Source organism: Actinomadura mexicana (genome assembly GCF_900188105.1).
GTDB lineage: Bacteria > Actinomycetota > Actinomycetes > Streptosporangiales > Streptosporangiaceae > Spirillospora > Spirillospora mexicana.
This window is the reverse complement of the sequence record NZ_FZNP01000012.1, coordinates 104,605-126,500: the sequence shown is the minus strand read 5'-3', so window position 1 is coordinate 126,500 and position 21,896 is coordinate 104,605. Positions and strand designations below refer to the sequence as shown.

At 72.0% G+C, this 21,896-nt stretch carries 24 protein-coding genes; 11 read left to right on the top strand and 13 right to left on the bottom strand.

Annotated elements, in window-relative coordinates; translation table 11 throughout:
- Positions 1-60: 60 nt before the first annotated feature.
- Together CHC11_RS28230 and CHC11_RS28225 are read right to left on the bottom strand one after the other, a co-directional pair.
- On the bottom strand, positions 61-285 hold the full coding sequence (locus CHC11_RS28230; protein WP_089314869.1) for a hypothetical protein: 225 nt from the start codon (positions 283-285) through the stop codon (positions 61-63).
- Between the two features lie 96 nt (positions 286-381).
- Positions 382-1,881 carry a PspC domain-containing protein gene (locus CHC11_RS28225; RefSeq protein WP_143227352.1) on the bottom strand — a complete coding sequence of 500 codons (1,500 nt, stop codon included), beginning with the start codon at positions 1,879-1,881 and terminating at the stop codon, positions 382-384.
- Between the two features lie 150 nt (positions 1,882-2,031).
- Between CHC11_RS28225 and CHC11_RS28220 the strand changes: the two genes are divergently transcribed.
- From CHC11_RS28220 to CHC11_RS28210, 3 genes are all read left to right on the top strand, one after another.
- The gene (locus tag CHC11_RS28220) at positions 2,032-3,249 is read left to right on the top strand and encodes an ATP-binding protein (protein WP_425427351.1); all 1,218 of its coding nucleotides are present in this window, start codon (positions 2,032-2,034) and stop codon (positions 3,247-3,249) included.
- Positions 3,250-3,316: 67 nt separating this feature from the next.
- Positions 3,317-3,958, top strand: coding sequence for a LuxR C-terminal-related transcriptional regulator (locus CHC11_RS28215; protein ID WP_089314993.1), 642 nt, complete (start codon positions 3,317-3,319; stop codon positions 3,956-3,958).
- A gap of 129 nt (positions 3,959-4,087) precedes the next feature.
- Entirely contained in the window at positions 4,088-4,840 is a 753-nt protein-coding gene (locus CHC11_RS28210; RefSeq protein ID WP_143227351.1) for a DUF4190 domain-containing protein, read from the top strand.
- Between the two features lie 142 nt (positions 4,841-4,982).
- On the opposite strand, the gene CHC11_RS28205 is transcribed toward CHC11_RS28210, so the two are convergent.
- The 5 genes from CHC11_RS28205 to CHC11_RS28185 all read right to left on the bottom strand — a co-directional run bounded on the left by CHC11_RS28205 (position 4,983) and on the right by CHC11_RS28185 (position 8,723).
- Complete coding sequence (locus CHC11_RS28205; protein WP_089314866.1) at positions 4,983-5,186, bottom strand: hypothetical protein; 204 nt, start codon at positions 5,184-5,186, stop codon at positions 4,983-4,985.
- Positions 5,177-5,881, bottom strand: a complete 705-nt coding sequence (locus tag CHC11_RS28200) for a serine hydrolase (RefSeq protein ID WP_089314865.1) — start codon at positions 5,879-5,881, stop codon at positions 5,177-5,179. The genes CHC11_RS28205 and CHC11_RS28200 overlap by 10 nt, the downstream gene beginning before the upstream one ends.
- A gap of 363 nt (positions 5,882-6,244) precedes the next feature.
- Positions 6,245-6,700, bottom strand: a complete 456-nt coding sequence (locus CHC11_RS28195; RefSeq protein WP_089314864.1) for an SRPBCC family protein — start codon at positions 6,698-6,700, stop codon at positions 6,245-6,247.
- Positions 6,701-6,874: 174 nt separating this feature from the next.
- The gene (locus tag CHC11_RS28190; protein WP_089314992.1) at positions 6,875-7,630 is read right to left on the bottom strand and encodes a PIG-L deacetylase family protein; all 756 of its coding nucleotides are present in this window, start codon (positions 7,628-7,630) and stop codon (positions 6,875-6,877) included.
- A gap of 112 nt (positions 7,631-7,742) precedes the next feature.
- Positions 7,743-8,723 (bottom strand): nucleoside hydrolase, encoded by a 981-nt coding sequence (locus tag CHC11_RS28185; protein ID WP_245919884.1) that lies wholly within the window; start codon positions 8,721-8,723, stop codon positions 7,743-7,745.
- A 102-nt stretch (positions 8,724-8,825) separates the two neighbouring features.
- On the opposite strand from CHC11_RS28185, the gene dhaK reads away from it, so the two are divergent.
- From dhaK to dhaM, 3 genes are read left to right on the top strand one after another with little or no spacing between them, the layout of a single operon-like run.
- Positions 8,826-9,821, top strand: a complete 996-nt coding sequence (gene dhaK, locus CHC11_RS28180) for a dihydroxyacetone kinase subunit DhaK (protein WP_089314863.1) — start codon at positions 8,826-8,828, stop codon at positions 9,819-9,821.
- The gene (dhaL, locus tag CHC11_RS28175) at positions 9,818-10,471 is read left to right on the top strand and encodes a dihydroxyacetone kinase subunit DhaL (protein WP_179279045.1); all 654 of its coding nucleotides are present in this window, start codon (positions 9,818-9,820) and stop codon (positions 10,469-10,471) included. Before dhaK ends, dhaL begins: the two co-directional genes overlap by 4 nt.
- A gap of 1 nt (position 10,472) precedes the next feature.
- Positions 10,473-10,859 carry a dihydroxyacetone kinase phosphoryl donor subunit DhaM gene (gene dhaM, locus CHC11_RS28170; RefSeq protein ID WP_218826283.1) on the top strand — a complete coding sequence of 129 codons (387 nt, stop codon included), beginning with the start codon at positions 10,473-10,475 and terminating at the stop codon, positions 10,857-10,859.
- Between the two features lie 70 nt (positions 10,860-10,929).
- On the opposite strand, the gene CHC11_RS28165 is transcribed toward dhaM, so the two are convergent.
- Together CHC11_RS28165 and CHC11_RS28160 are read right to left on the bottom strand one after the other, a co-directional pair.
- Complete coding sequence (locus CHC11_RS28165; RefSeq protein WP_089314860.1) at positions 10,930-11,250, bottom strand: protealysin inhibitor emfourin; 321 nt, start codon at positions 11,248-11,250, stop codon at positions 10,930-10,932.
- 81 nt (positions 11,251-11,331) lie between these two features.
- Complete coding sequence (locus CHC11_RS28160) at positions 11,332-12,777, bottom strand: gluzincin family metallopeptidase (RefSeq protein ID WP_089314859.1); 1,446 nt, start codon at positions 12,775-12,777, stop codon at positions 11,332-11,334.
- A 362-nt stretch (positions 12,778-13,139) separates the two neighbouring features.
- On the opposite strand from CHC11_RS28160, the gene pcrA reads away from it, so the two are divergent.
- Both pcrA and CHC11_RS28150 read left to right on the top strand, forming a co-directional pair.
- A complete protein-coding gene (pcrA, locus tag CHC11_RS28155) occupies positions 13,140-15,395 on the top strand; it encodes a DNA helicase PcrA (protein WP_218826282.1) in 2,256 nt (751 codons plus the stop codon).
- 122 nt (positions 15,396-15,517) lie between these two features.
- Positions 15,518-16,138, top strand: a complete 621-nt coding sequence (locus CHC11_RS28150) for a dihydrofolate reductase family protein (protein ID WP_089314857.1) — start codon at positions 15,518-15,520, stop codon at positions 16,136-16,138.
- A 107-nt stretch (positions 16,139-16,245) separates the two neighbouring features.
- On the opposite strand, the gene CHC11_RS28145 is transcribed toward CHC11_RS28150, so the two are convergent.
- Positions 16,246-17,196 (bottom strand): GlxA family transcriptional regulator, encoded by a 951-nt coding sequence (locus tag CHC11_RS28145; RefSeq protein WP_089314856.1) that lies wholly within the window; start codon positions 17,194-17,196, stop codon positions 16,246-16,248.
- A 71-nt stretch (positions 17,197-17,267) separates the two neighbouring features.
- Here CHC11_RS28145 and CHC11_RS28140 point away from each other — a divergent pair, with 71 nt between their 5' ends.
- Positions 17,268-17,600, top strand: coding sequence for a cupin domain-containing protein (locus tag CHC11_RS28140; RefSeq protein WP_089314855.1), 333 nt, complete (start codon positions 17,268-17,270; stop codon positions 17,598-17,600).
- A 38-nt stretch (positions 17,601-17,638) separates the two neighbouring features.
- On the opposite strand, the gene CHC11_RS28135 is transcribed toward CHC11_RS28140, so the two are convergent.
- The gene (locus CHC11_RS28135) at positions 17,639-18,208 is read right to left on the bottom strand and encodes a DUF6817 domain-containing protein (protein WP_218826280.1); all 570 of its coding nucleotides are present in this window, start codon (positions 18,206-18,208) and stop codon (positions 17,639-17,641) included.
- 319 nt (positions 18,209-18,527) lie between these two features.
- Here CHC11_RS28135 and CHC11_RS28130 point away from each other — a divergent pair, with 319 nt between their 5' ends.
- A complete protein-coding gene (locus tag CHC11_RS28130) occupies positions 18,528-19,355 on the top strand; it encodes an alpha/beta fold hydrolase (RefSeq protein ID WP_089314854.1) in 828 nt (275 codons plus the stop codon).
- Between the two features lie 18 nt (positions 19,356-19,373).
- Here CHC11_RS28130 and CHC11_RS28125 read toward each other — a convergent pair whose 3' ends face one another.
- On the bottom strand, positions 19,374-20,117 hold the full coding sequence (locus CHC11_RS28125) for an AraC family transcriptional regulator (protein WP_089314853.1): 744 nt from the start codon (positions 20,115-20,117) through the stop codon (positions 19,374-19,376).
- Between the two features lie 55 nt (positions 20,118-20,172).
- On the opposite strand from CHC11_RS28125, the gene CHC11_RS28120 reads away from it, so the two are divergent.
- The gene (locus tag CHC11_RS28120) at positions 20,173-21,384 is read left to right on the top strand and encodes an MFS transporter (RefSeq protein ID WP_245919882.1); all 1,212 of its coding nucleotides are present in this window, start codon (positions 20,173-20,175) and stop codon (positions 21,382-21,384) included.
- Here the strand turns inward: CHC11_RS28120 and CHC11_RS28115 are convergent, their stop codons facing one another.
- Positions 21,385-21,894, bottom strand: coding sequence for a MaoC/PaaZ C-terminal domain-containing protein (locus CHC11_RS28115; protein ID WP_245919880.1), 510 nt, complete (start codon positions 21,892-21,894; stop codon positions 21,385-21,387).
- Between the last annotated feature and the right edge of the window lie 2 nt (positions 21,895-21,896).

Here is a 21,896-nt window from a genome sequence, read left to right as displayed (position 1 = left end):
GCGCGGGGGAGGCCCCGGGCCGTGCGGCGCGGGTCACAGCGGTCCCGCGGCGCCGGCGCGTCAGCGCAGGTGGCGGCGCCGGGAGCGGGTCAGCACCCGGACGGTCCCGACGAGCCCCAGCCCGATCAGCACGACCGGGACCATCGTGGTGACGGGCAGGACGTCCCCGTCCGTCAGGCCGTCCGCGAGGAACAGCCCGGCCAGGAAGAGGAAGAACACCCCCGTCACCGGCCCCGCCGGATCGAACCGGAACCGCTTCTGACCCGCCGCCTTCTTACCGGCCATCTCCCCGCCCGCCCTCATCCGCCGTGCCCCGTCTCGCCGTGCCCCGTCCCGCTCTGCCCCGTCTCGCCGTGACCCGTCACGCGGGCCTGCCCGCGCTCAGACACGGTGCACGTCCACGTCTCCGAGCTTCCCGCGGATCCGCAGGACGATCACCGGCGGGTTCGCGGCGCGCGCGTCCGCCGGTTCCAGGGTCCGCACGACCTTGGCGGCGGGCCCGCTCGTCGTCCGGTGGTCGACCCGCACGTCGCCGAGACCGATCCGCGCGTCCACCAGCACGCGGGCGGCGGGCGGCACCGTGACCTCCAGCCCCCCGAGCCCGACCTCGGCGTTGACCGTGACCTGCTGGCCGGCCGCGACCGGCAGGGCGGTGAGGTCGAGGTCGCCCTGCCCGACGCCCACCTTGTACACCCGGCCGAGTTGCGAGGTGTCGGTGGGACGCCAGTCGATCTCCCCGTACTCGGCGTTGCGCGGGACGTCGCCCGCGACCGCCGTGGTCAGCATGGCGAGGGTCAGCACGGTCCCGGCCGCCGCGAGGCCGCGCGTCCGGAACCAGCCGCCGACGACGAGGCCGAGCCCGAGGACGGCGAGCGCGGGCGCCATGACGATCAACCAGGAGTCGGGGGCGGGGTAGGGCCGGGCCACCGGGATCAGCGCCGCGCCGGCGGCCATCGCCGCGAGCAGCGCGATCGCCGTCACCGGCGATGTCCTGCCGCCGCCGTGCTGAGCCGGCGCGGTGCCACGGGGTACCGCGGCATCGGGCGTGTCCGCCCACGCGGCGGAGTACGCGGCGAGATCGATCATGCCCTCGGGCAGGCCGCCCGCCCCCGGCCGGGACGTCCCGTGCTCACCGGGAGATCCGTGCTCACCGAGAGGGACGTCCTTGTCGAGCGAGACGCCGCCGACGGACGCGGTCTGCGTCCGCGTCCACCTCGCGGAGGGCTGCGGGGCATGCCCGGTGATCCGTTCGGGGACGGTCCGCGCCGCGGACACCAGGTCGACGCCCCGCGAGTGCGCGACCAGCAGCACCAGCCCGAGTACCACCAGGGGCGCGATGGCGTCGGTGGGGACCCCGCCGAACAGGTTGAACGCGACGCCCACGCACATCAGCGCACCGAGGATCGTCAGGACGGCCTGCCCGTCGAACCACCGCTTGAGCCAGTGCTCGGCCAGCGACGACTCGCCCGGGCTCGCCGGCATCAGCAGCGCCGCCACGATGTAGAGGAAGATCCCCTGCCCTTGCGCGAGGACGAGGATCGCGAACCCGACGCGGAACACGACCGGGTCGATGCCGGTGTAGCGGGCGAGCCCCGTGCACACACCGGCGAGCACCTTCCGCTCGGCGTCCCGCGCAAGGCGCCGGTAGCCGCCCGCCGTCGACTCGCCGACCCCGTGCCCTCCGAGGCCCTGCGTTCCGAGGCCGTGCTCGCCCACGCCGGGCTCGCCCACGCCGGGCTCGCCCACGCCGGGCTCGCTCACGCCGGGCTCGCTCACGCCGGGCTCGCTCACGCCGGGCTCGCCCACGCCGGGCTCTCGCGAACCCGGCCCGCCGGCGGTGCGGCCGCGGGGGTCCTCGCTCTGGTCCTCTTTCTCGCCCATGCCGACCATGGTCGCCTGTCGCGCGTACGGCGCGGTATCGGGGACGTCCCTGATTCCGACCCTGAGACCGGCCCCGGGTGGGCCCCTGATGCGCATCATGTCCGGGCATGTGACGATCGATGACGTGGGAGAACCTTGGGAAGGGCGACGGTGAGCCAGGAGGCGGCGGGACGGCCGGCGGCGCCGCCGGGACCGGTCGGCGCGACACCCCTCGGGCCCGCCCGGCTGGAACGGGCGGCCGAAGGGCGGCTCGTCGCCGGAGTGTGCCGGGGCCTGGCCGAGCACCTCGGCGTGGACGTGTTCCTCGTGCGAGGCGCGTTCGTCCTGCTCACGATGGCGAGCGGGCTGGGCGTCGCCGCCTACGCCGCGCTCTGGATCCTCGTCCCCGTCCGGGAGAGGGCACCGGCCGAGGCGGGCGGGCGGCGGCGCGGCCGGGACTGGGGCCAGCTGCTCGCCTACGCGGCCGTCGCGTGCGGACTCGCGGCGCTGCCGTGGGGCGCGGCCGGAGTCGTCCGGTGGGCGCTGTGGCCGTTCATCGTCGGCGGCGTCGGCGCCGCGATCCTGTGGCAGCAGGCCGACCGCGACCAGCGGCAGCGCTGGACCCTGCCGCTGCGCCAGCGGTGGCTGCGCAGCCTGCTCGGCCTGCTCCTCGTCGTCGGCGGCATCGGCGGTTTCGTGGCGCAGAAGGTGGAGGCCGACCAGGCGCGGTCCGTCCTCATCGCGATGCTGATCATTCTCACCGGCGTCGCGGTGATCATGACGCCGTGGGTGGTGCGGCTCTGGCAGGACCTCGACGCCGAGCGGCAGGAGCGCGTCCGGTCCCAGGAGCGCGCCGAGCTGGCCGCGCACATCCACGACTCGGTCCTGCACACGCTGACCCTCATCCAGCGGAACGCGCACGACACCCGCGAGGTGCAGCGGCTCGCCCGGTCCCAGGAGCGGACGCTGCGGACATGGCTCTACCAGCCGCGCGCCGACCCCGACCAGACGTTCGCCGCCGCGATCAGGGAGGTGGCCGGAGAGGTCGAGGACGACCACAACGTCCCGATCGAGGTCGTCTGCGTGGGCGACTCGGCGCTGGACGAGCGGCTCGGCTCCGCGCTGCAGGCGGCGCGGGAGGCGATGGTGAACGCCGCCAAGTACGCGGAGGCGCCCTCGGTGTCGGTGTACGCCGAGGTGGAGGGCGACGAGATCGCCATCTTCGTCCGCGACCGGGGCAAGGGATTCGTTCTCGACCAGGTCCCGGAGGACCGGATGGGCGTCCGAGGGTCCATCATCGGACGTATGGAGCGCCACGGCGGCAAGGCCACCGTCCGCACCGCGCCGGGCGAGGGCACCGAGGTGCGCCTGGAGATCAGGAAGTCGTGAGCGCGGCCGCCGGGGCGTCCCCGAGGACAGGGCACGAGCGAGGCGTCGAGATGAGCGGGACGTGGACATGAGCGAGGCGTTGAAGAGGGTCGTGCTGGTCGACGACCACCAGATGTTCCGGACCGGCGTGAAGGCGGAGCTGGGCGGCGGCGTGGAGATCGTCGGGGAGGCCGGCGACGTCGACGAGGCGGTCGCGGTGATCCGCGGGGCGCAGCCGGACGTGGTGCTGCTGGACGTCCACCTGCCCGGCGGCGGCGGGATCGAGGTGCTGCGGCGGCTGCACGGCGCCGTCTCGTCCAAGTTCCTCGCGCTGTCGGTGTCGGACGCGGCGGAGGACGTGATCGGCGTCGTCCGGGGCGGGGCCCGCGGGTACGTCACCAAGACGATCTCCGGCCCCGAGCTGACGGACGCGATCGGCCGGGTCGCCGACGGGGACGCCGTGTTCTCGCCGCGTCTCGCTGGATTCGTCCTGGACGCGTTCGCCGCCTCGGACGTCCCGGCCGTCGACCCGGAACTGGACCAGATCACCCAGCGGGAGCGCGACGTGCTGCGGCTGATCGCGCGCGGCTACGCTTACAAGGAGATCGCCAAGGAGCTGTTCATCTCGGTGAAGACGGTGGAGACGCACGTCAGCAGCGTCCTGCGGAAACTCCAGCTGTCGAACCGGCACGAGCTGTCGCGCTGGGCCGCCGCCCGCCGTCTCGTCTGATGGCGCGGTGAGAACGTCCTCTACCGGGCTCGGAGTAAACGTTCTCACTGTAGTCGTGAGCGAATCGTAATCCTCGGCTGCCGTGCATCATGATCAGGGCCACCCCCCGGTGTGGAACAGTCGCTCGTCATGACATATCCCCCAACCGGGCCCCCGCCGCAGGGCCCTCAGGCCCCCTATCCGTCCCCGTCCCCGCCGATGCCGGGCGAGCACGGCCCCGGCTCCCCGTACGGATCCCGCGCCGACAAGACCAACGGGATGGCGATCGCCGCGTTCGTGACCGGCCTCCTCGGATGCTTCGGCATCGTCGGCCTCGTCCTCGGTGCCATCTCCCTCAACCAGATCGCGAAGAAGGGCGGCAAGGGCCGCGGCCTCGCGATCGCGGGGATCGTCCTGTCCTGCCTGTGGATCGTGGGCGGCATCGTCGGCTTCGTGCTGAGCGGGGACGGCTCGTCCGACGGCGCCGGGGCGACGCCCAAGGTCACCCAGACCAAGCCCAAGGAGGTGGACGCCAAGAAGATGAAGGTCGGCGACTGCATCAACGACAACTCGGGCGCCGCCAGCTCCGCGACCGAGGAACCGGTCGAGGTGGAGAGCGTCAAGATCGTCCCTTGCGCGGGGCCGCATGACGGCGAGGTGATGGCCGTCTTCCGGCTGAAGGGCTTCGTCATCCCGCCCGAGTCGCGGCTCCAGCAGCTCGCCTCGAACGGATGCAAGCTCCGCACGCAGGCGCGGATCCGGCGCGACCCGGCCGCGCGGGGCATCGCGAACTCCTACTACTACCCGACGGCCGACTCGTGGAAGTCCGGCGACCGCACCGTCACCTGCGTCGCCGTGGCCGCCGCCGACGGCAAGAAGCTCACCCGGCCCCTGCACCGCTGACGTTCCCGGCGCACGCTGGGCGGCCGGCCCGCCGCCCGGTCCGGGAGCGCGGCTCCCCGGTTCTGCGCACCCCGCCGATTTCCCTGCCGGTTTCCCCGAATCACAAGCCCCTTACGGGTGCACTCACGCCGCACGAACCCGCTCACGGCCCCGACGCGCGGAAGCCGTCGACGACCATGTCGGCGACGTGTTCGACGGTGGACACCCCCGTCTCCATCGTCGGGTTGCCGCTGCTGCACACCGCGATGAGGAAGTCGTGGTCGCGTCCGCTGACGCGGCCGATGCTGTTGACCGCCCAGCCGTGCCCCTGGAAGCGGAGCGGTACCCAGCCGTTCTTCAGCGCCACCCTCTCTCCCGGCCCGCCGCCGAGCTGATGCCCCACGCCTGCTCGTCCAGCACGGAACCCATCAGGCCGAGGACGTAGCGGCGTCCGCGCGCCTTCAACGGGCTCCCGTCCGACACCAGGTTCGTCAGCAGGCGCACCTGGTCGGTGGGGCTCGTCACGGACGAACCCCACGAGGTGGGGAACGGTTTCGTGTGCTTCAGCCCGAAGGCCCTGTTCGCCCTGGTGACGCCGGGACCGTACCCGGCCTCGGCGTACAGGGCGTTCGCCGCCGCGTTGTCGCTCTCCCGGATCATCGTTCCGGCCAGCGCCCGCTCCGTGCCGGTCAGCCCCCGCCCGTCGCGCTGCCGCCGCAGGAGGAGGCTCGCCAGGATGTCGACCTTCATGATGCTGGCGGTGACGAACCGGCCGTCCGCGTTCTCGCCGAACGACCGCCCCGTCCGCAGGTCCGTCACCATCACCCCCGCCCTGCCCGGACGTTTCCGGATATAGGCCCGCAGGTCCCGGCGCAGCGCCTCGGAGTCGAACGGGCGGAGCGCCAGCCGGACCGTGGACACGTCCCGTCCCGCCGCCGCGGACTCTCCCGCGCTCGCGACGACCCGGCGCCCACGCGGCTCCCCGTCCGCCATGAACCAGTAGGCGGCCGACCCCGCCCCGCCGCCCGCCACCAGAGCGAGCACGATCAGATGACGCCGCATCGATTCCCCCGAATGTCATGCGACCCGAAACCAACGTCCGACCCGAACCGGCGAGCGCCCAAGCCGAGCGCACGCACCCCCGCGCCGCGCCCCCACGCGCACGCGTGACCTGCCGGCCCCGTGCGTGACCCACCGGCCGTGCATCACTCACCGGCCGCTCATCACCTGGCGGGCGTGCATTCACCGGACGGCCCCGCACGGCTCCCCAGCCGTGCGTGACCCCCTGGCCGTGCATGACCTGATGGACGCGTAACGGCCCACTGGGCGTGCATGACCTGGCGGCGTGCACGACTCCGCGGGTGGTGCTTCACCCGGCGGGCGCGCATGTCCCGGCGGCCGTGCGCGCCCGGGTGCGGGCGGGGCCTAGAGGGCGCCCGGTAGGCGGGCTGGGCAGCCCGGTTCGCAGCGCTCGGAATGCCGCGCCACCCGGCGTGCGTAGGTGTCGAGCCGGCGGCGCAGGACGGCGCTGGTGAGCGGTCCGGTGCCCGGGAAGCCGTCCACCTCGCCGCGCCAGCGGATCAGCGTTCCCGCGAAGTGCGGCTCCAGCGTGACGTCCGCCCGAAGGCGCCGCTCCGGGTGGCCGGCCAGCGCGATGTAGCCGTAGTGGCGTGGCGGATCCCAGGCCACGACCTCCTCGCGCCACGACCGGACGTACCGGACGGCCCCGAGCCCGTTCGGGTGCTCCTGACCGGCGGTCTCCCGCCGCACCCTGGTCCAGAAACCGCCCCACTCGTCCCATGCCTCCGGCACGCACAGGTGCTTGAAGATCACCTCAGGCGCGGCGGCGGATGTGGCGGTGGCCTCGATCTCACGCGGCATGACGACCCCCCGAGTTCTGTCACAAGGGGGTACATGCCCGCTCGGAGGCCGATTACGGCTTGTAAGAGACTGTATTTGCTGCGTGACCGATACTTGGGCGACCTGGCCGCTCCGGTGCGCCCTCGCGAGGGCGCCTTTTGCCTCGCGGTCGGGTGTCCGCGCGAGCGGCGGGGCTCAGGCGGTGTCGATGACCTGGAACGACTCGGCGAGACGTCCCTCGGGCAGCCCCGCGGCGGCGGCGTTGCCCCCGAGCCAGCCGCGCAGCATCTCCAGCAGGCCGTCCCCCATGTGCGCGGTCTGGCTGGCGTGCGCCCGCAGCGCGTTCACCTTCCGGTCGAACCGGTCGGTGATGTCCACGTAGTGGTCGACGACGGGGCCGCCGGACAGCCACACCTCCCGCGCCGTCCACGCCTCCAGGCCCTCGTCGGCGAGCAGTTCCGGGAACGCGTAGGGATTGCGGGCGTCGGGGTAGACGGCGTCGAGCGCGGCCGCCCCGACCGCCCGGTGGTCGGGGTGGCTGGGGTAGATCCGCTCGTAGTTGCGCTCGGGACTCGGCATCAGCACCCGGTCCGGGCGCACCTGCCGGATGACGCGGGCGATGTCGCGGCGCAGATCGAAGCTCACCTCGACCCGCCCGTCCGGGTAGCCGAGGAACCGGACGTCGCTCACCCCGACGCACTTGGCCGCGGCGCGCTGCTCCTCACGGCGCAGCTCGGCCATCTCCTCGCGGGTGACGCCGTCGTCGAAGCCGCCCGCGTCGCCGTCGGTGACCATGAGGTAGGCGACCTCGATGCCGCGATCCGTCCAGCCCGCCACCGTTCCGGCCGCGCCGAAGTCGACGTCGTCGGGATGGGCCATCACGGCGAGGATCCGCTGCACTTCGCTGTCGTCCAGAAGGTTGGTCACATCTTCAACAATAAGGTCGGACATCGGTTCCGGCATACCCGGATATCGTGCTTTCAGCGAACGTTCCGGGTGCGTCGGACGGCCGCGCGCCCGCACCGGGGGCCGGGGGCGAAGGCAGGCGGGATGCGCGCCCTGCTCAGAAGGTGAGGAGGGCCGACAGCAGGCGCTCCTGGAACCGCGCGACGTCGCTGCCGACGGCCACCTTCACCGGGCGGCGGGTGTCCTCGGCGGGCAGCGACCGGGCGTCCCACACGGTCGTGCCCCGCGTCAGCTCGCCCCGCAGCTCCACCCGCACCGGACGCTGGACGTACTCGCCCAGGTCCGGGTCGACGACCAGCATCGCCGCGAGGGCGTCGTGGATCACCGCGCCCCGGCGCTTCAGGGTGGGCGTGTAGGCGTCCGCGTAGAACTCCAGGATGCTCGCGGCGAACCGGGCGACGGGGGTGTCGTGCGCGGCCAGCCGGTCCAGCCAGTCGTCGTGGACGGCGGTCGGGTGCGTGGCGTCCAGCGGCACCAGGACGATCGGCCAGTCCGCCGCGAACACCAGGTCGGCGGCCTCGGGGTCGTGCCAGATGTTCGCCTCGGCGTGCGTGGTGATGTTGCCGGGGTGGTCGAACGCGCCGCCCATCACCACGACCTCGCGGATCAGCGACGGCAGTTCGCCGTCCAGCAGCAGCGCCGAGCCGAGGTTGGTCAGCGGGCCGGTCGCGAGCAGGGTCAGCTCGCCGGGCATCGCGCGGGCCAGCCGGACGATCTGCGCGGCGGCGGGCTCGGCGACCGGGCGTCCCGCGGGCTCGGGAAGGCGCGTGTCGCCGAGGCCGTCGGTGCCGTGCCAGTCCAGCGCGTAGTGGACGTCCTGCGCCATCGGCCGGGCGGCGCCGACCGCGACCGGCACCACCGGACCGTCCGCCTCCCGCCCGCCCGAGTGGATTCCCGCGGCCTCCAGCACGCGCAGCGTGTTCAGCGCGCCGGTCATCGGGTCGATGTTGCCGTGCACCGTGCCGACCGCCGCCAGCTCCGCCTCCCCCGCCTGGACCAGCGAGGCCAGGTAGAGCAGCGTCATCGCGTCGTCGATGCCGGTGTCGCAGTCGTAAAGAATCTTCGGTGCCTTCGTCACGGAGGCAACCTATGCGGGCGCGGACCGTCCGGGCACCCCCCCGAATCGCATGATCGGCGATTGGGTCTGGGACGGGACGCTCCGCCGGGGTAGAGCTGAGACATGCGCAAACTCATCAACGCTCCGGCGGACGTGGTGTCCGACGCCCTGCGCGGACTGGCCGCCGCACACCCGTCGTTGAAGGTCGACCCGGGAAACGGGACCGTCATACGGGGGGACGCCCCGCGCACCGGGAAGGTCGCCCTGGTCTCGGGCGGCGGATCCGGTCACGAACCCCTGCACGCCGGCTTCGTCGGCCACGGGATGCTGGACGCGGCCTGCTGCGGCGAGGTCTTCACCTCTCCCGTCCCCGACCAGATCATCGCCGCGACGATGGCGGTGGACGGCGGCGCCGGCGTGCTGCACCTGGTGAAGAACTACACCGGCGACGTCATGAACTTCCAGATGGCCGCCGAACTCGCCGAGGACGAGGACATCGAGGTCGTGTCCGTCATCGTCGACGACGACGTCGCGGTGGAGGACAGCACGTTCACCGCCGGCCGGCGCGGCACCGGCGCCACCCTGTTCGCCGAGAAGATCGCCGGGGCGCTCGCCGAGGAGGGCGGGTCCCTCGCGGACGTGGCGGCCGTGGCGCGGGAGGTGAACGAGCGCAGCAGGTCGTTCGGCGTGGCGCTGTCGTCCTGCACGGTCCCGGCGGCCGGGACGCCGACGTTCGACCTGGGCGAGGACGAGATGGAGCTCGGCATCGGCATCCACGGCGAGCCCGGCCGCGAACGCGTCGGGGTCGGCACCGCCGCGCAGATCGTGGACGCCGCCCTCAGCGCGATCGACGCGGACATGCCGCTGTCGGGTTCGGAGCTGCTCGTGCTGGTCAACGGGATGGGCGGCACCCCGCTGATCGAGCAGTACGTCGCCTACGCGGCCGCGGCCGAATGGCTGGAGGGGCACGGCGCGACCGTCGTCCGCCGCCTGGTCGGGCCGTACGTGACCAGTCTGGAGATGGCGGGCTGCATGATCAGCGTGTGCCGGGTGACGCCCGAGCTGATCCGCCTGTGGGACGCGCCCGTCGAGACTCCGGGGCTGCGGTGGGGCCGATGAGCGCGGGTCCGATGGACGCGGGGGACTTCGCGGCCTGGATCAGGCTTACGGCCGAACGGGTGTCCGCCGACGCCGAGCGGCTGACCCGGCTCGACGCGGCGATCGGCGACGGCGACCACGGCCTCAACCTCGACCGGGGCTTTCGCGCGGCCGTGGAGGCGCTCCCCGGGGACGTGCCGCCGGGCAAGGTGCTGATCGCCGCAGGTCGGGCCGTCGTGTCGAAGACCGGCGGCGCGTCCGGCCCCCTCTACGGGACGGCGCTGCGCCGCGCGGGCAAGGTGCTCGGCGACGCCGCCGATGTGGACGCCGCCGCGCTCGGCGCCGCGCTCCGGGCCGCCCTTGGGGGCGTCCAGGATCTCGGGAAGGCCGCCGAGGGCGACAAGACGATGGTCGACGCGCTGGCTCCGGCCGTCGCGGCGTACGAGGCGGCCCTGGCGGACGGCTCCGGCCTCGCCGGATGCGCGCGGGCCGCCGCCGAGGCCGCCGCGAAGGGCGCGGAAGGCACCGTCCCGATGCGGGCGCGCAAGGGCCGGGCCAGCTACCTGGGCGAGCGCAGCGAGGGACACATGGACCCCGGCGCCTCGTCCACCGCACTGCTGCTCGAAACCCTCGCCGATGTCGCGGGATCCGGCGCCGCGGGGGAGGGGTGACATGGTCGGGATCGTCATCATCTCCCACAGCCGGACGCTCGCCGAAGGCGTCGCCGAGGTCGCCCGCGCCATGGGCGTCGGCAAGGCCGTCGTCGAACCCGCCGGCGGCGACTCCGAAGGACGCCTCGGGACGAGCATCGACCTCGTCGAGCAGGCGGTCGCCGCGGCGGACGGCGGCGACGGGGTCGTGCTGCTCGCGGACCTCGGCAGCTCCGTGCTGACCGCCAAGATGCTCATCGAGGACGCCGAGGGCGAGGACGTGCTGCTCGCGGACGCCCCGCTGGTCGAGGGCGCGGTGGCCGCCGCGTCCATGGCCGCGACCGGCGCGGACCTCGCCGCCGTCCACGCCGCGGCCGAATCCGCCCGCGACCACCGCAAGACGAACTGACCTCCGCGCCCCGGGCCGCCAGCGGCCCCGGCCGCCATGACGCGGCCCCGGCCGCCCGCGGGCAGTACAGCTAGGGGGTGGCGTCGGGGCCTTCGAGGAGGGTGCCGAGGACGGAGGCGACTCCCGTGGTCGGGTCGCCTCGTACCTCGAAGACGCGCGACTCCCCCGCCGCCCCGTACTCCTCCGCCCCGTCCCCGGAGACCGTGATGCGGTACGCGGGCAGGTCGGCGCCGATCTCGCCCGGCTCGCCGCGGGCGTGCGCGGCGGCCAGCGCGTCCACGGCCTCGCGGACGCGGCCGGCCTGCCCGGCGGGGAGGGCCGCGGTGTCGTACTGCGCGACGACCGCGCTGCGCCCGCTGAAACCGCCGGTGCTCTCGATCGTCACGCGCATGCCGCGCACCTCCCCGTCGACTCGCCTGCTCTCTCGCTACCCGCCTGCGCGGGTCGCTACCTCCCTGCTCGGTGGGCGGTGCTACTTGCTGAACGCGCTGCGCAGCTCGTCCAGTTGGCTGCGGAGGATGTCGTCGTCCTCCAGCGAGCCGCCCTGGGCCAGCTTCTCCGCGGAGATGGCCTGGTACTCGGGCATCTGCATCGTCCCGCAGCAGCGCGACCTGTCCTGGGCGGCCAGCAGGCTCGCCGAGTTCTCGTCGTGCGGCTCGACCTCGGTGACGTCCTGACCGTCTCCGGTGTAGGCGGCCTCGGTCATCGCCATCCGCCCGCTCATCAGGTCGCGCAGCGGCGTCGCCGCCGTCGTGATCTCCCGGACGGCGAACCGGTTGCGGATGAACGTCCGGTAGACGGCCGGGTCGCCGCGGGTCGCCGAGGCCTGCAGCATCTTGTTCGCCACGTCCACGTACCGGGCGCCGGTCGCGGGGGACGCGACGATCGCGTCGAACACGAGTCTGCACAGCGCGGACGCCGTCTCGATCAGCACGATCGTGGCGTCCTTCGTGCGCTGCTGCCGGCTCAGCTCGAAGGTGTAGACGTCGGCGAGGATGTCGTAGATCGCGCCGGTGAACACCTGCGAGATCGAGTGCACCTCGTTGCCGACCTCGCTGAGCTTGAGGTCGTTGTCGGCGTTGCGGAGCCCGGCCGGCATGCCGAGCGCCTTGCCGAACTGCTCGGCCAGGTCCGCCAGGAACGACCTGTCGTGCAGGTTCGCCTTGGTGAGCGAGACGAGCGCCTCCGCCTGGTCCGGTTGGGCCAGGGCCAGGAAGATCGCCGTGATGTCGCCGAACGCCTCGTGCAGGCCGCCGGTCTGCGGCGGGGCGTCCGCCGACAGCCAGCCGGGCTTGAGCCCGTCCAGGATCGCGTGGCCCGTCTCGTGCGCGACGATGTCGAGGGACTGGCACGTGAAGAGGACGTTCGACGTGGGCTGCCCCTTCGGCGTGAAGAAGAGGAACTTCAACGCCTTGGCCGTTCGCGTGTAGAACGCGTTCGCGCCCTCGGCGGCGTGCGGGAACACGGTGATGCGCTCGGTGTTGCCCCCGACGTTCCACGCGAACGGGATCGGAACTCCGCCGTTGTGCCGCTCGTACATGGCCATCGTCTCCCGGACGACGGCGAACGTGTGCGCGCAGTCGAACTGCGGGGTTCCGGGGGTGAAGATGAAGTCGCCGCTGATGTTGCGCGCGACCGGGGTGACGCCCTGCAACTCGGTCTGGACGCGCACGTCCATAGGGCCGTTCAGCACCACCGTCGGGAGGTAGGTCAGCCGCGCGCCCAGTTCGGCGACCGACGGGTCCTGCTTGTAGATCAGGAATCTGTGGCCGGGCTGTTCCGGAACCGGAACCGGCACCGGCCGCGGGACGGACTGCGGAAGCGGCGGAGCCGCCGCCTGCGATGCCCGTCCCGGCCACTGCGCGGGTATCACGACCTCGGCGTCCAGTTGCGTCTGGAGCTCTTGCGGATGGGTCATTGAAGCCACCTCCCCTGTGACAGTGCGCGAGTCCCTGCTGACTCTGCGCCGCTGTACGCGGACATGCGGGGATGCAATACGGAGCACTTGCACTCCGAGAACGGGCCGGGGCCCGACCGGTATCCGCTTCGTCTCCAACGTCCGCCGGAACGTGAGATCGAGTCAACCCACCGTGTCCAAAAGGCACCCCATCTGTCCACATGCTGCCGCCGGACCCCCGATCAAGGTGACCGGGGGTGTCCGCCGGGCGCCGGGCGAGGGCCGCGCAGGGGGTCGTCCCGAGCGCGGGCGGGCGGGGACGGGACACCCCGGCTCGGCGGACGCGCCGAAAACGTCCGTGCGGCGCCGTAGACTCGCACGTGATGTCGAAGACCGAAGCTCACCCCTTGCTGGACGGCCTCAACCCGCAGCAGCGCGCCGCCGTCGTGCACTCCGGCAGCCCCCTGCTGATCGTCGCCGGCGCAGGCTCGGGCAAGACCCGGGTGCTCACCCACCGCATCGCCCACCTGCTCGGCGAGCGGGAGGTGCACCCCGGCCAGATCCTCGCGATCACCTTCACCAACAAGGCCGCCGCCGAGATGAAGGAGCGGGTGGACGCCCTCGTCGGGCCGCGCTCGCGGGCCATGTGGGTGATGACGTTCCACTCCGCGTGCGTCCGGATCCTGCGCCGCGAGGCCAAGCGCCTCGGCTTCCCCACGAGCTTCTCGATCTACGACCAGGCCGACGCCAACCGGCTGATGGCGCTCGTGTGCCGCGAGCTCGACCTCGACCCCAAGCGCTACCCGCCGAAGTCGTTCGGCGCCCAGGTCTCCAACCTGAAGAACGAGCTGATCGACTACGAGACGTTCAAGGCGCGGGCGTCCACGCACATGGAGCAGACGCTCGCCGAGGCCTACGAGATGTACCAGGCGCGGCTCCAGCAGTCCGGCGCCATGGACTTCGACGACCTGATCATGATGACGGTCAACCTGCTGCAGGTGTTCCCGGAGGCCGCCGAGCACTACCGGCGCCGCTTCCGGCACGTCCTGGTGGACGAGTACCAGGACACCAACCACGCGCAGTACGAGCTCGTCCGCGAGCTGACCGCGCCCGTGGAGGGCGTCGGGCCCGCCGAGCTGTGCGTCGTCGGCGACGCCGACCAGTCGATCTACGCGTTCCGCGGGGCGACCATCCGCAACATCCTCGAGTTCGAGCGCGACTACAGCGACGCCACCACGATCCTGCTGGAGCAGAACTACCGCTCCACCCAGACGATCCTGTCCGCCGCCAACGCCGTCATCGAGCGCAACGCCGACCGCAAGCCCAAGAAGCTCTGGTCCGACCAGGGCGAGGGCCACAAGATCATCGGCTATGTGGCCGACAACGAGCACGACGAGGCCGCGTTCGTCGCCCGCGAGGTCGACCGGCTCACCGACGACGGCGACGCCCGCCCCGGCGAGGTCGCCATCTTCTACCGCACCAACGCGCAGTCCCGTGTCTTCGAAGAGGTCTTCATCCGGGTCGGGCTGCCGTACAAGGTCGTCGGCGGCGTCCGGTTCTACGAGCGCAAGGAGATCCGCGACGCGCTCGCCTACCTGCGCTGCCTCGCCAACCCCGAGGACGCCGTCTCCCTGCGCCGCATCCTGAACGTCCCCAAGCGGGGCATCGGCGACCGCGCCGAGGCCTGCGTCGAGGCGTACGCGTCCCGCGAGCGCATCTCGTTCTGGCAGGCCCTCCGGACGCCCGAGGACGTCCCCGGCATGGCGACCCGCTCGCTCAACGCCGTCCGCGACTTCGTCGCCCTGCTGGACGAGCTGCGCGCCGCCGCCGAGTCGCTCACCCCCGCCGACCTGGTCGCCGAGGTGCTGAAGGCCAGCGGTTACCTCGCCGAGCTCCAGGCGTCCAAGGACCCGCAGGACGAGACCCGCATCGAGAACCTCCAGGAACTCGAAGCCGTCGCCCGCGAATTCGAAGAGCGCCTCGACGGCGAGTCCGCCGAGGGCCGCCTCCCCGAATTCCTGGAACAGGTCGCCCTGGTCGCCGACGCCGACTCCATTCCCGGGGGCGCGAAGGGCGGGCCCGTCCCGCCGGGCGAGCAGCCCGAGGAAAGCGAGCACGGCGTCGTCACCCTGATGACGCTGCACACCGCGAAGGGCCTCGAATTTCCGGTCGTCTTCCTCACCGGCATGGAGGACGGCGTCTTCCCGCACCTGCGCGCCATGAGCAACCCCAAGGAACTCGAAGAGGAACGCCGCCTCGCCTACGTCGGCATCACGCGCGCCCGGCAACGCCTCTACGTCTCCCGGGCCACGATGCGCAGCTCGTGGGGAGCGCCGCAGGTCAACCCGCCGTCCCGCTTCCTCGGTGAGGTCCCGACGACCCTCGTCGAATGGGAACGCGAGGCTTCCTCCACGTCCGGCTCCGCCATGTCGCGGATGGCGGGACGCCCGGGAACCCGCTCACCGGGCAACCGTCCCGTCCCGTCCTTGTCCCCAGGCGACAAGGTCACCCACGACGCCTTCGGACTGGGCACCGTCGTCTCCGTCTACGACAATGGCGAGAAGGCCAGCGTGGATTTCGGCGGCGACTACGGCGTCCGCACCCTGGTCCTCCGCTTCGCCACCATCGAAAAGCTCTGACCGCACACCGCCGGTGCCCGGCCCGCGGCCCTCGGGCACGACCGGAACCGATGAGTTCTGGCGGTGGCACTGGTCGAACCTGGTGAGCGCCATGTCCGTCAGGCCGTCGAAGGAGTCCCAGAATGCGGAACATCACTGCAGGGTTGTTCATCTCGCTCGACGGAGTCGTCGAAGACCCGCAGGACTGGCATTTCCCGTACTTCAACGAGGAGATGGGTCAGGCCGTCGAGGCCCAGATGGGGTCGGCCGACACACTCCTGCTCGGTCGCAGGACCTACGACAGCTTCGCGGGGGCGTGGCCGGACCGCGAGAAGGCCGGCGGCGAGGACGCCGGCTTCGCCAAGAAGCTCGGAGACGCCCGCAAGATCGTGGTGTCCGGCCAGGACCTCGACTTCACCTGGCGCAACTCCGAACGGCTCCAGGGCGACCTCATCGAGGCCGTGACCGCGCTGAAGAGCGAACCGTCCACGTCCGACATCGCGATGAGCGGTTCGGTCTCGGTCGTCCGCCGGCTTCTGGCGGCAGGTCTCCTCGACGAGTTGCACCTGCTGGTCCACCCGATCGCCGTGCGCAAGGGCATGCGGCTGTTCGAGGACGCCGATGCGCCGCTGCCGCTGAAGCTCATCTCCTCCAAGACCTTCGCAACCGGTGTCGTCCACCTCGTCTACCGCCTTGATGACGAGGCGCCGGACGGCGACTACGAGAAGGCCAAGGCGAGCCTTTCCCAATCCGGCGACGACTAGTGTTCCGCGCCCGAATGCCGCCCTGTCGATCCGTGCTGGGCGGATGGCGGGGACGAGGTGGCCGAAGGCGCTGATTCTCCAGGTCACAGCCGGTGCTGCGAGTCCTGTCAGCGTTGCTCTGCGCGGAAGGTGCGGCGGTAGGCGCCCGGTGTCGTGCCCAGGATGGTGAGGAAGCGCCTGCGCAGGTTGGTGGCCGAGGAGAGTCCGACGCGACGGGCGATGGTGTCCAGGGGCAGGTCGGAGGACTCCAGTAGGTCTTGAGCCGCGGCGATTCGTCGGGTGAGCAGCCACTGTCCCGGGCTGGTGCCGAGTTGCTCGGAGAACCGGCGGGCGAGGGTGCGCGTGGAGACGCGCTCGTGTGCGGCCATGGTCTCGATGGTCACCGGCTCGCCGAGCCGCTCGGTGATCCAGTCCAGCAACGGCGCCAGCGTGCCGTCGATCTGGGCGGGGTGCGGCGGCGCCGAGTACTGCAGTTGGCCTCCCTCGCGGTGGGGCGGCATGACCATGGTCCTTGCGACCTGGGCGGCGTACCGGGCGCCCAGGTCGGTGCGGATCAGGTGCATGCACAGGTCGATGCCGGCTCCGGCGCCGGCGCTGGTGGCCACGTCACCGTGGTCCACGTACAGCACGTCCGGGTCGACCTGGACGTGCGGGAAGTGCGCGGCGAGCTCGTCCGCCAGGGCCCAGTGGGTGGTCGCCTTCCGTCCGTCCAGCAGACCGGCGTGCGCCAGGGCGAAGGCGCCGGAGCAGATGCTGACCACTCGGGTGCCGCGGGAGTGCGCGCGGCGGAGGGCCTGGACGACCGCGGGGGACGGTGGCCTCTCAGCGGGCAGCCAACCCGGGACGACCACGGTGTCGGCCTCGTCGAGCGCGTCCAGCCCGGCGGTGACGAGCATGTCGTACCCGGCCAGCGTCGCGACGGGGCCGGGCCGCTCCGTGCACACGCCGAAGGTGTACCGGACCGGGAGCCCGGCTCGCTCGACCCCGAACATCTGGGCCGCACAGCCGAGCTCGAAGGTCGATTGCGGTGGACGCACGAGAGCCGCGACGCGATGCATGGCATGAAAGTACCGGATCATGTCTTTCCTGACACTCGGCCGGCTGGGGCGCCGGCCGTCAGGCTGGTCTCATGACGACAGAACAGAGCGCGCCCGGCTATGCGTGGTCCAACGTTCAGGACGCCCCCGTCCGTGAACTCTTCCCGGGCATCCGCCTGCGGCCGCTGTGGAGCGGGGACGCCGGCGCGAAGGCCTTCGTCCTGCAGATGGACCCGAACACGTGCTGGGAGGGAGTCGACGTCCACGAACCGGGCCCTGAGGAGGTCTTCGTGGTCTCCGGAACCTTCAACGACGGCGACCGGGACTACCCGGCCGGATCGTTCATCCACGCCCCCGCGGGCTCATCCCACGTCCCGCAGACGTCGACCGGCTGCACGCTGTTCCTCTTCTACCCGGAAGGCTGACTTCACCCGAGGCGTGCCGGCCGAACGTCTCCGGCACATCAGGCGAGGTGCATGCTTCGGCGGGCGTCTTCGACGGCGTGGAAGGCGGGGTCGCTCAGCAGGGATCTCCAGGTGACGAACAGGTCCAGAAGACCCGTGATCTGGGATCTCTCCAGGGCGGCCGTGCGCACGACGTCCAGTTCGTTGGCGACCGTGAGTTCGGCGAGGTCCCGGCGCTGACCTGGTGAGGCGGGAGACGACAGGCCGGTGAAGCGGTCGGCCACGGCGCCGTCGGGCCGGTGCAGGGAAGGGTAGGTGCGGGCGCGGTCGCAACTGGCGTACAGGTAGACGAGGTCCTCGGCTTCGGTCCCGATGACCACGCTCAGTTCCTCGCGCCGGTGAATGGAGCCGAGCGCGACGGGGAAACCGTCGGTTCCGTAGAAGGCGTGGCACAGTCCCGCAAGGCGAAGTGCGCGCCGCGCGCCCCAGGAGTCCAGCAGAGCGTGCACCCGGTGAAGGTGCTCCATGAGAGTGCCACCGGGATGCCGAATCACGTCGGCGCGTTCGGCGCGCAGCAGTTCGGTGGCGTCGGCCTCGCCGTCCAAGCGGTCGTCCTGTTCTGCCGTCACGGCCGCTCCTTCGTCGCCAGGCTCCGTCCCCGGGGCTCCGTGGACAGGCTGCGCGCTGGAACAGACCCTCGTCAATCCAGGGGTTGGCTTCGCTCTATCCAAGGTTGAGCTTGGGTGGAGAACCGCCGGCCGTGATCACCAGTGGGCCCGCTCCGGCCCTTGCCGGAGGAGGTGAGGTAAAGACCTTTCGACTGGCTGTTGGGCGTTTCGGGCGGTAGTCGGGGTATCGGTGCGGCTGGTTGCTGGACGGTCCTTATGTCGCCGGGCGGCGCGGTCGTCCCGGCCATCGTGTCCACAGGAGCGCTACGGGGGTTCGAGCATGGGATTCGTCACCACTCGCGACGGCAACGAGATCTTCTACAAGGACTGGGGCAGCGGGCACACCGTGGTCTTCATCCACGGCTGGCCGCTCAACGCCGACGCGTGGGAGGACCAGCTGAAGATGGTGGCCGACAACGGCTACCGCGGCATCGCCCACGACCGCCGGGGGCACGGACGCTCCAGCCAGCCCTTCAACGGCTACGACTTCGACACCTTCGCCGATGACCTGAACGACCTGATCAACCGGCTCGACCTGCGGGACGTCACGCTGGTCGCGCACTCGATGGGCGGCGGCGAGCTGGCCCGCTACATCGGGCGCCACGGCACCGGGCGGGTCCGCAAGGCCGTCCTGCTGTCTGCGATCACGCCGCTCATGCTCCAGACCGAGGACAACCCCGAGGGCGTGCCCCAGCAGGCGTTCGAGGAGATCAAGAACGGCATCCTGCGCGAACGCTCGCAGTACTGGAAGGACGCCTCGGAGGCGTTCTTCTCCGCGAACCGTCCGGGCGCCAAGGCCACCCAGGGCAACCGCGACGCGTTCTGGTTCATGGGCATGCAGGAGACCATCCAGGCCGGCGTGAAGTGCGTGGACGCCTTCGCCCGCACCGACTTCCACGAGGATCTGCGCAAGTTCGACATCCCGACGCTGATCGTGCACGGCGACGACGACCAGATCGTGCCGATCGACGCGACCGCCCGCAAGGGCGCCAAGATCATTCCAAATGCCGTCCTGAAGGTCTACGAGGGGTCCTCGCACGGCATCGCCCTCGTTCCGGGCGACAAGGAGAGGTTCAACGCCGACCTTCTGGACTTCCTGAAGAACTGAGCCCTCCGGCCGGCCCGCTCATGCGGGGTGGTGGGCGCCCGGGGTGTGGCCGAAGGCTCGGCGGAAGACGTCGATGAAGCTGCTGGCGGACGACCAGCCGCACCGGTGGGCGACGGTGGTCACCGGTGTGTTCTCGGCCAGGAGGATCAGGGCGTGGTAGAGGCGCAGTTGGGTGCGCCATTGCGGGAACGTCATCCCGAGGTCGCTCCTGAAGAGCCGCGACAGGGTGCGGTCGCTCGCGCCGATCTCCCTGCCCAGTTCGGCGAGCGTCCGGTCGTCGGCGGGATCGGCGTGCAGGATGTCGCACAGCGCCCTGAGGTGCGGGACGGTCGGGGCGGGGAGATGCAGCGGCTGCTGGGACGAGACGCGCAGCTGGTCCAGCAGGACGGCGCGCAGCCGGGCCCTGGCGGGGGTTCCGTCGTCCGGGTCGCGGGTGTAGGCGAGGATCAGTTCGCGCAGCAGGGGGCTGACGCCGAGCACCGCGGGCTCGTCCAGCCCGAGCGGGTTCTCGGTCGAGGGCAGGCCGACCAGGTGCAGTTCGAGTTCGCCGTGGGCCTGGTGGGCGTGGACGGCCCCGGCCGGTATCCAGATGGCGCGGTCGGCGGGCGCCACCCAGGAGCCCGCGCCGGTGGTGACGGCCACCACGCCCCGTCCGGCGTAGGTGATCTGGTGGTCGTCGTGGCGGTGGGCGTCGATGGCGGCGCCCGGCGCGAGCGAGCGCGCTCGGGTCGGTGCGGTCGACTGATGGCGGGTTTCCTGCATTGGTTGGCAGATTATCGGAAGTCCGACACGGGTCCGCGACGCGAGCATGAGGGACGTGTCGACCAGTTCACGAGAAGCGACGAGTTCACCAGGAGCGGGGTCGGTCTTCCTGCTGTCCGCCGGGCATGCGTGCGTGGACGTCTACCAGGGGTCCGTGACGGCGCTCGTCCCGTTCTTCGTGGCCGAGCGCGCCTACACCTACGCCGCCGCCTCGGGCATCGTGCTCGCCGCGTCGCTGCTGTCCTCGGTGGCGCAGCCGCTGTTCGGGGCGCTCACCGACCGGTGGGCGATGCCCTGGTTGCTCCCGCTGAGCACGCTTCTGGCGGGGGTGGGGATCGCCCTCAGCGGCCTCAGCGGCGACTACGCCCTCACCCTGGCGTTCGTGGCGGTCTCCGGTATCGGGGTCGCGGCCTACCACCCCGAGTCGGCCCGGGTCGCCCGGAAGGCGAGCAAGGGAAGCCACACGGCGATGAGCTGGTTCTCCGTCGGCGGCAACATCGGGTTCGCGCTCGCGCCGCTCCTGGTGGCGGCGGCCGTCGCGACCGGCGGCGGCCTGCGGTGCACGCCGTTCCTCGTGGTGCCTGCGCTCGCGGGCAGCGTCGTCTGCCTGCCCGTCCTGCGCGCCCTCGGGGGGACGGCCGCCGGCGGGCGCGCCCGCACGACGACCGGGGTGGACGACGCACGCTCCTTCGTCAAGCTGTCGCTTGCCGTGATCTGCCGGTCGATCGTGTTCGTGGGGCTGAGCACGTTCATCTCGTTCTACGCGCGGCAGCGCACCGGAGGGGGAGTGGCGGCGGGCACGGCGGCCCTGTTCGTCCTGTACGCCGGCGGCGCGGTGGGGACCGTGGCGGGCGGCTCCCTGGCCGCCCGGTGGGACCGGGTCACCGTCGTGCGCTGGTCGTACCTGCTGACCGTGGCCGCCGTCGCGGGCATCGTGTTCGCGCCCGGCCCGGCGCTGTACCTGTTCGTCGCTCTGACCTCCGCCGGCCTCTACGTCCCGTTCTCGCTGCAGGTCACCCTCGGGCAGGACTACCTGCCCACGCGCGTCGGCACCGCGGGCGGCGTCACCCTCGGCCTGGCGGTCAGCGCCGGCGGCCTCGCGAGCCCCGTCCTCGGTGCCGTGGCCGACGCCGCGTCGCTGCGCGTCGCCCTCGCCCCGCTGGTCGCGCTGCCCGCGCTGGCCTGGCTGCTGTTCCGGACGCTGCCCGAGCCCGCCGTCCCGGTTCCGGCCGCCGAGCCGGGGCCGGCGCGGGAGGCCGTGCGGTGATCAGGCCGTGCGTTGATCAGGCCGTGCGGCGGCGCAGGAGGTTCGCCGGCAGCGTGTGCAGGACGACCTGGTCGTCCTGGTTGAGGAGTTCGGCGCGGGTGCTGACGATGCCGCGGTCCGGCTTGGAACGCGACGGGCGGGCGTCCAGAACGGCGACGCGCAGGCGCAGGGTATCGCCGGGACGGACGGGGGCGGGCCAGCGCAGCTCGTCGACGCGGGGGAGGCGAGGCTGGCGACCCGGGACAGGAAGTGGTCGGCGAACAGCCGCATCATGATCGAGCCGGTGTGCCAGCCACTGGCGATGATGCCCTTGAACGGGCCTGAAGCGGCGAAGTCCGGGTCCACGTGGATGGGCTGCGGGTCGAAGCGGCGGGCGAACTCGATGATCTCCGCCTCCTCCACGGTGACGTGGCCGTACTCGTAGGTCGTGCCGGCGGTGTAGTCCTCGAAGTAGCGGGCGTCGATGGGGGCGGTGAAGTCGTCACCGAGGGGGCGCGTCCTGATCGTCATGG

Excerpts from the sequence above, each read along its gene's own strand:
- CHC11_RS28165 (WP_089314860.1), bottom strand. The coding sequence starts at position 11,250 with ATGCGCGTGACGATCGAGAGCACCGGCGGTTTCAGCGGGCGCAGCGCG.
- CHC11_RS28215 (WP_089314993.1), top strand. The coding sequence starts at position 3,317 with ATGAGCGAGGCGTTGAAGAGGGTCGTGCTGGTCGACGACCACCAGATG.
- CHC11_RS28200 (WP_089314865.1), bottom strand. The coding sequence starts at position 5,881 with ATGCGGCGTCATCTGATCGTGCTCGCTCTGGTGGCGGGCGGCGGGGCG.
- CHC11_RS28160 (WP_089314859.1), bottom strand. The coding sequence starts at position 12,777 with ATGACCCATCCGCAAGAGCTCCAGACGCAACTGGACGCCGAGGTCGTG.
- CHC11_RS28225 (WP_143227352.1), bottom strand. The coding sequence starts at position 1,881 with ATGGGCGAGAAAGAGGACCAGAGCGAGGACCCCCGCGGCCGCACCGCC.
- pcrA (WP_218826282.1), top strand. The coding sequence starts at position 13,140 with ATGTCGAAGACCGAAGCTCACCCCTTGCTGGACGGCCTCAACCCGCAG.
- dhaL (WP_179279045.1), top strand. The coding sequence starts at position 9,818 with ATGAGCGCGGGTCCGATGGACGCGGGGGACTTCGCGGCCTGGATCAGG.
- dhaM (WP_218826283.1), top strand. The coding sequence starts at position 10,473 with ATGGTCGGGATCGTCATCATCTCCCACAGCCGGACGCTCGCCGAAGGC.
- CHC11_RS28195 (WP_089314864.1), bottom strand. The coding sequence starts at position 6,700 with ATGCCGCGTGAGATCGAGGCCACCGCCACATCCGCCGCCGCGCCTGAG.
- CHC11_RS28190 (WP_089314992.1), bottom strand. The coding sequence starts at position 7,630 with ATGTCCGACCTTATTGTTGAAGATGTGACCAACCTTCTGGACGACAGC.
- dhaK (WP_089314863.1), top strand. The coding sequence starts at position 8,826 with ATGCGCAAACTCATCAACGCTCCGGCGGACGTGGTGTCCGACGCCCTG.
- CHC11_RS28140 (WP_089314855.1), top strand. The coding sequence starts at position 17,268 with ATGACGACAGAACAGAGCGCGCCCGGCTATGCGTGGTCCAACGTTCAG.
- CHC11_RS28230 (WP_089314869.1), bottom strand. The coding sequence starts at position 285 with ATGGCCGGTAAGAAGGCGGCGGGTCAGAAGCGGTTCCGGTTCGATCCG.
- CHC11_RS28150 (WP_089314857.1), top strand. The coding sequence starts at position 15,518 with ATGCGGAACATCACTGCAGGGTTGTTCATCTCGCTCGACGGAGTCGTC.
- CHC11_RS28210 (WP_143227351.1), top strand. The coding sequence starts at position 4,088 with ATGACATATCCCCCAACCGGGCCCCCGCCGCAGGGCCCTCAGGCCCCC.
- CHC11_RS28145 (WP_089314856.1), bottom strand. The coding sequence starts at position 17,196 with ATGCATCGCGTCGCGGCTCTCGTGCGTCCACCGCAATCGACCTTCGAG.
- CHC11_RS28115 (WP_245919880.1), bottom strand. The coding sequence starts at position 21,894 with ATGACGATCAGGACGCGCCCCCTCGGTGACGACTTCACCGCCCCCATC.
- CHC11_RS28125 (WP_089314853.1), bottom strand. The coding sequence starts at position 20,117 with ATGCAGGAAACCCGCCATCAGTCGACCGCACCGACCCGAGCGCGCTCG.
- CHC11_RS28130 (WP_089314854.1), top strand. The coding sequence starts at position 18,528 with ATGGGATTCGTCACCACTCGCGACGGCAACGAGATCTTCTACAAGGAC.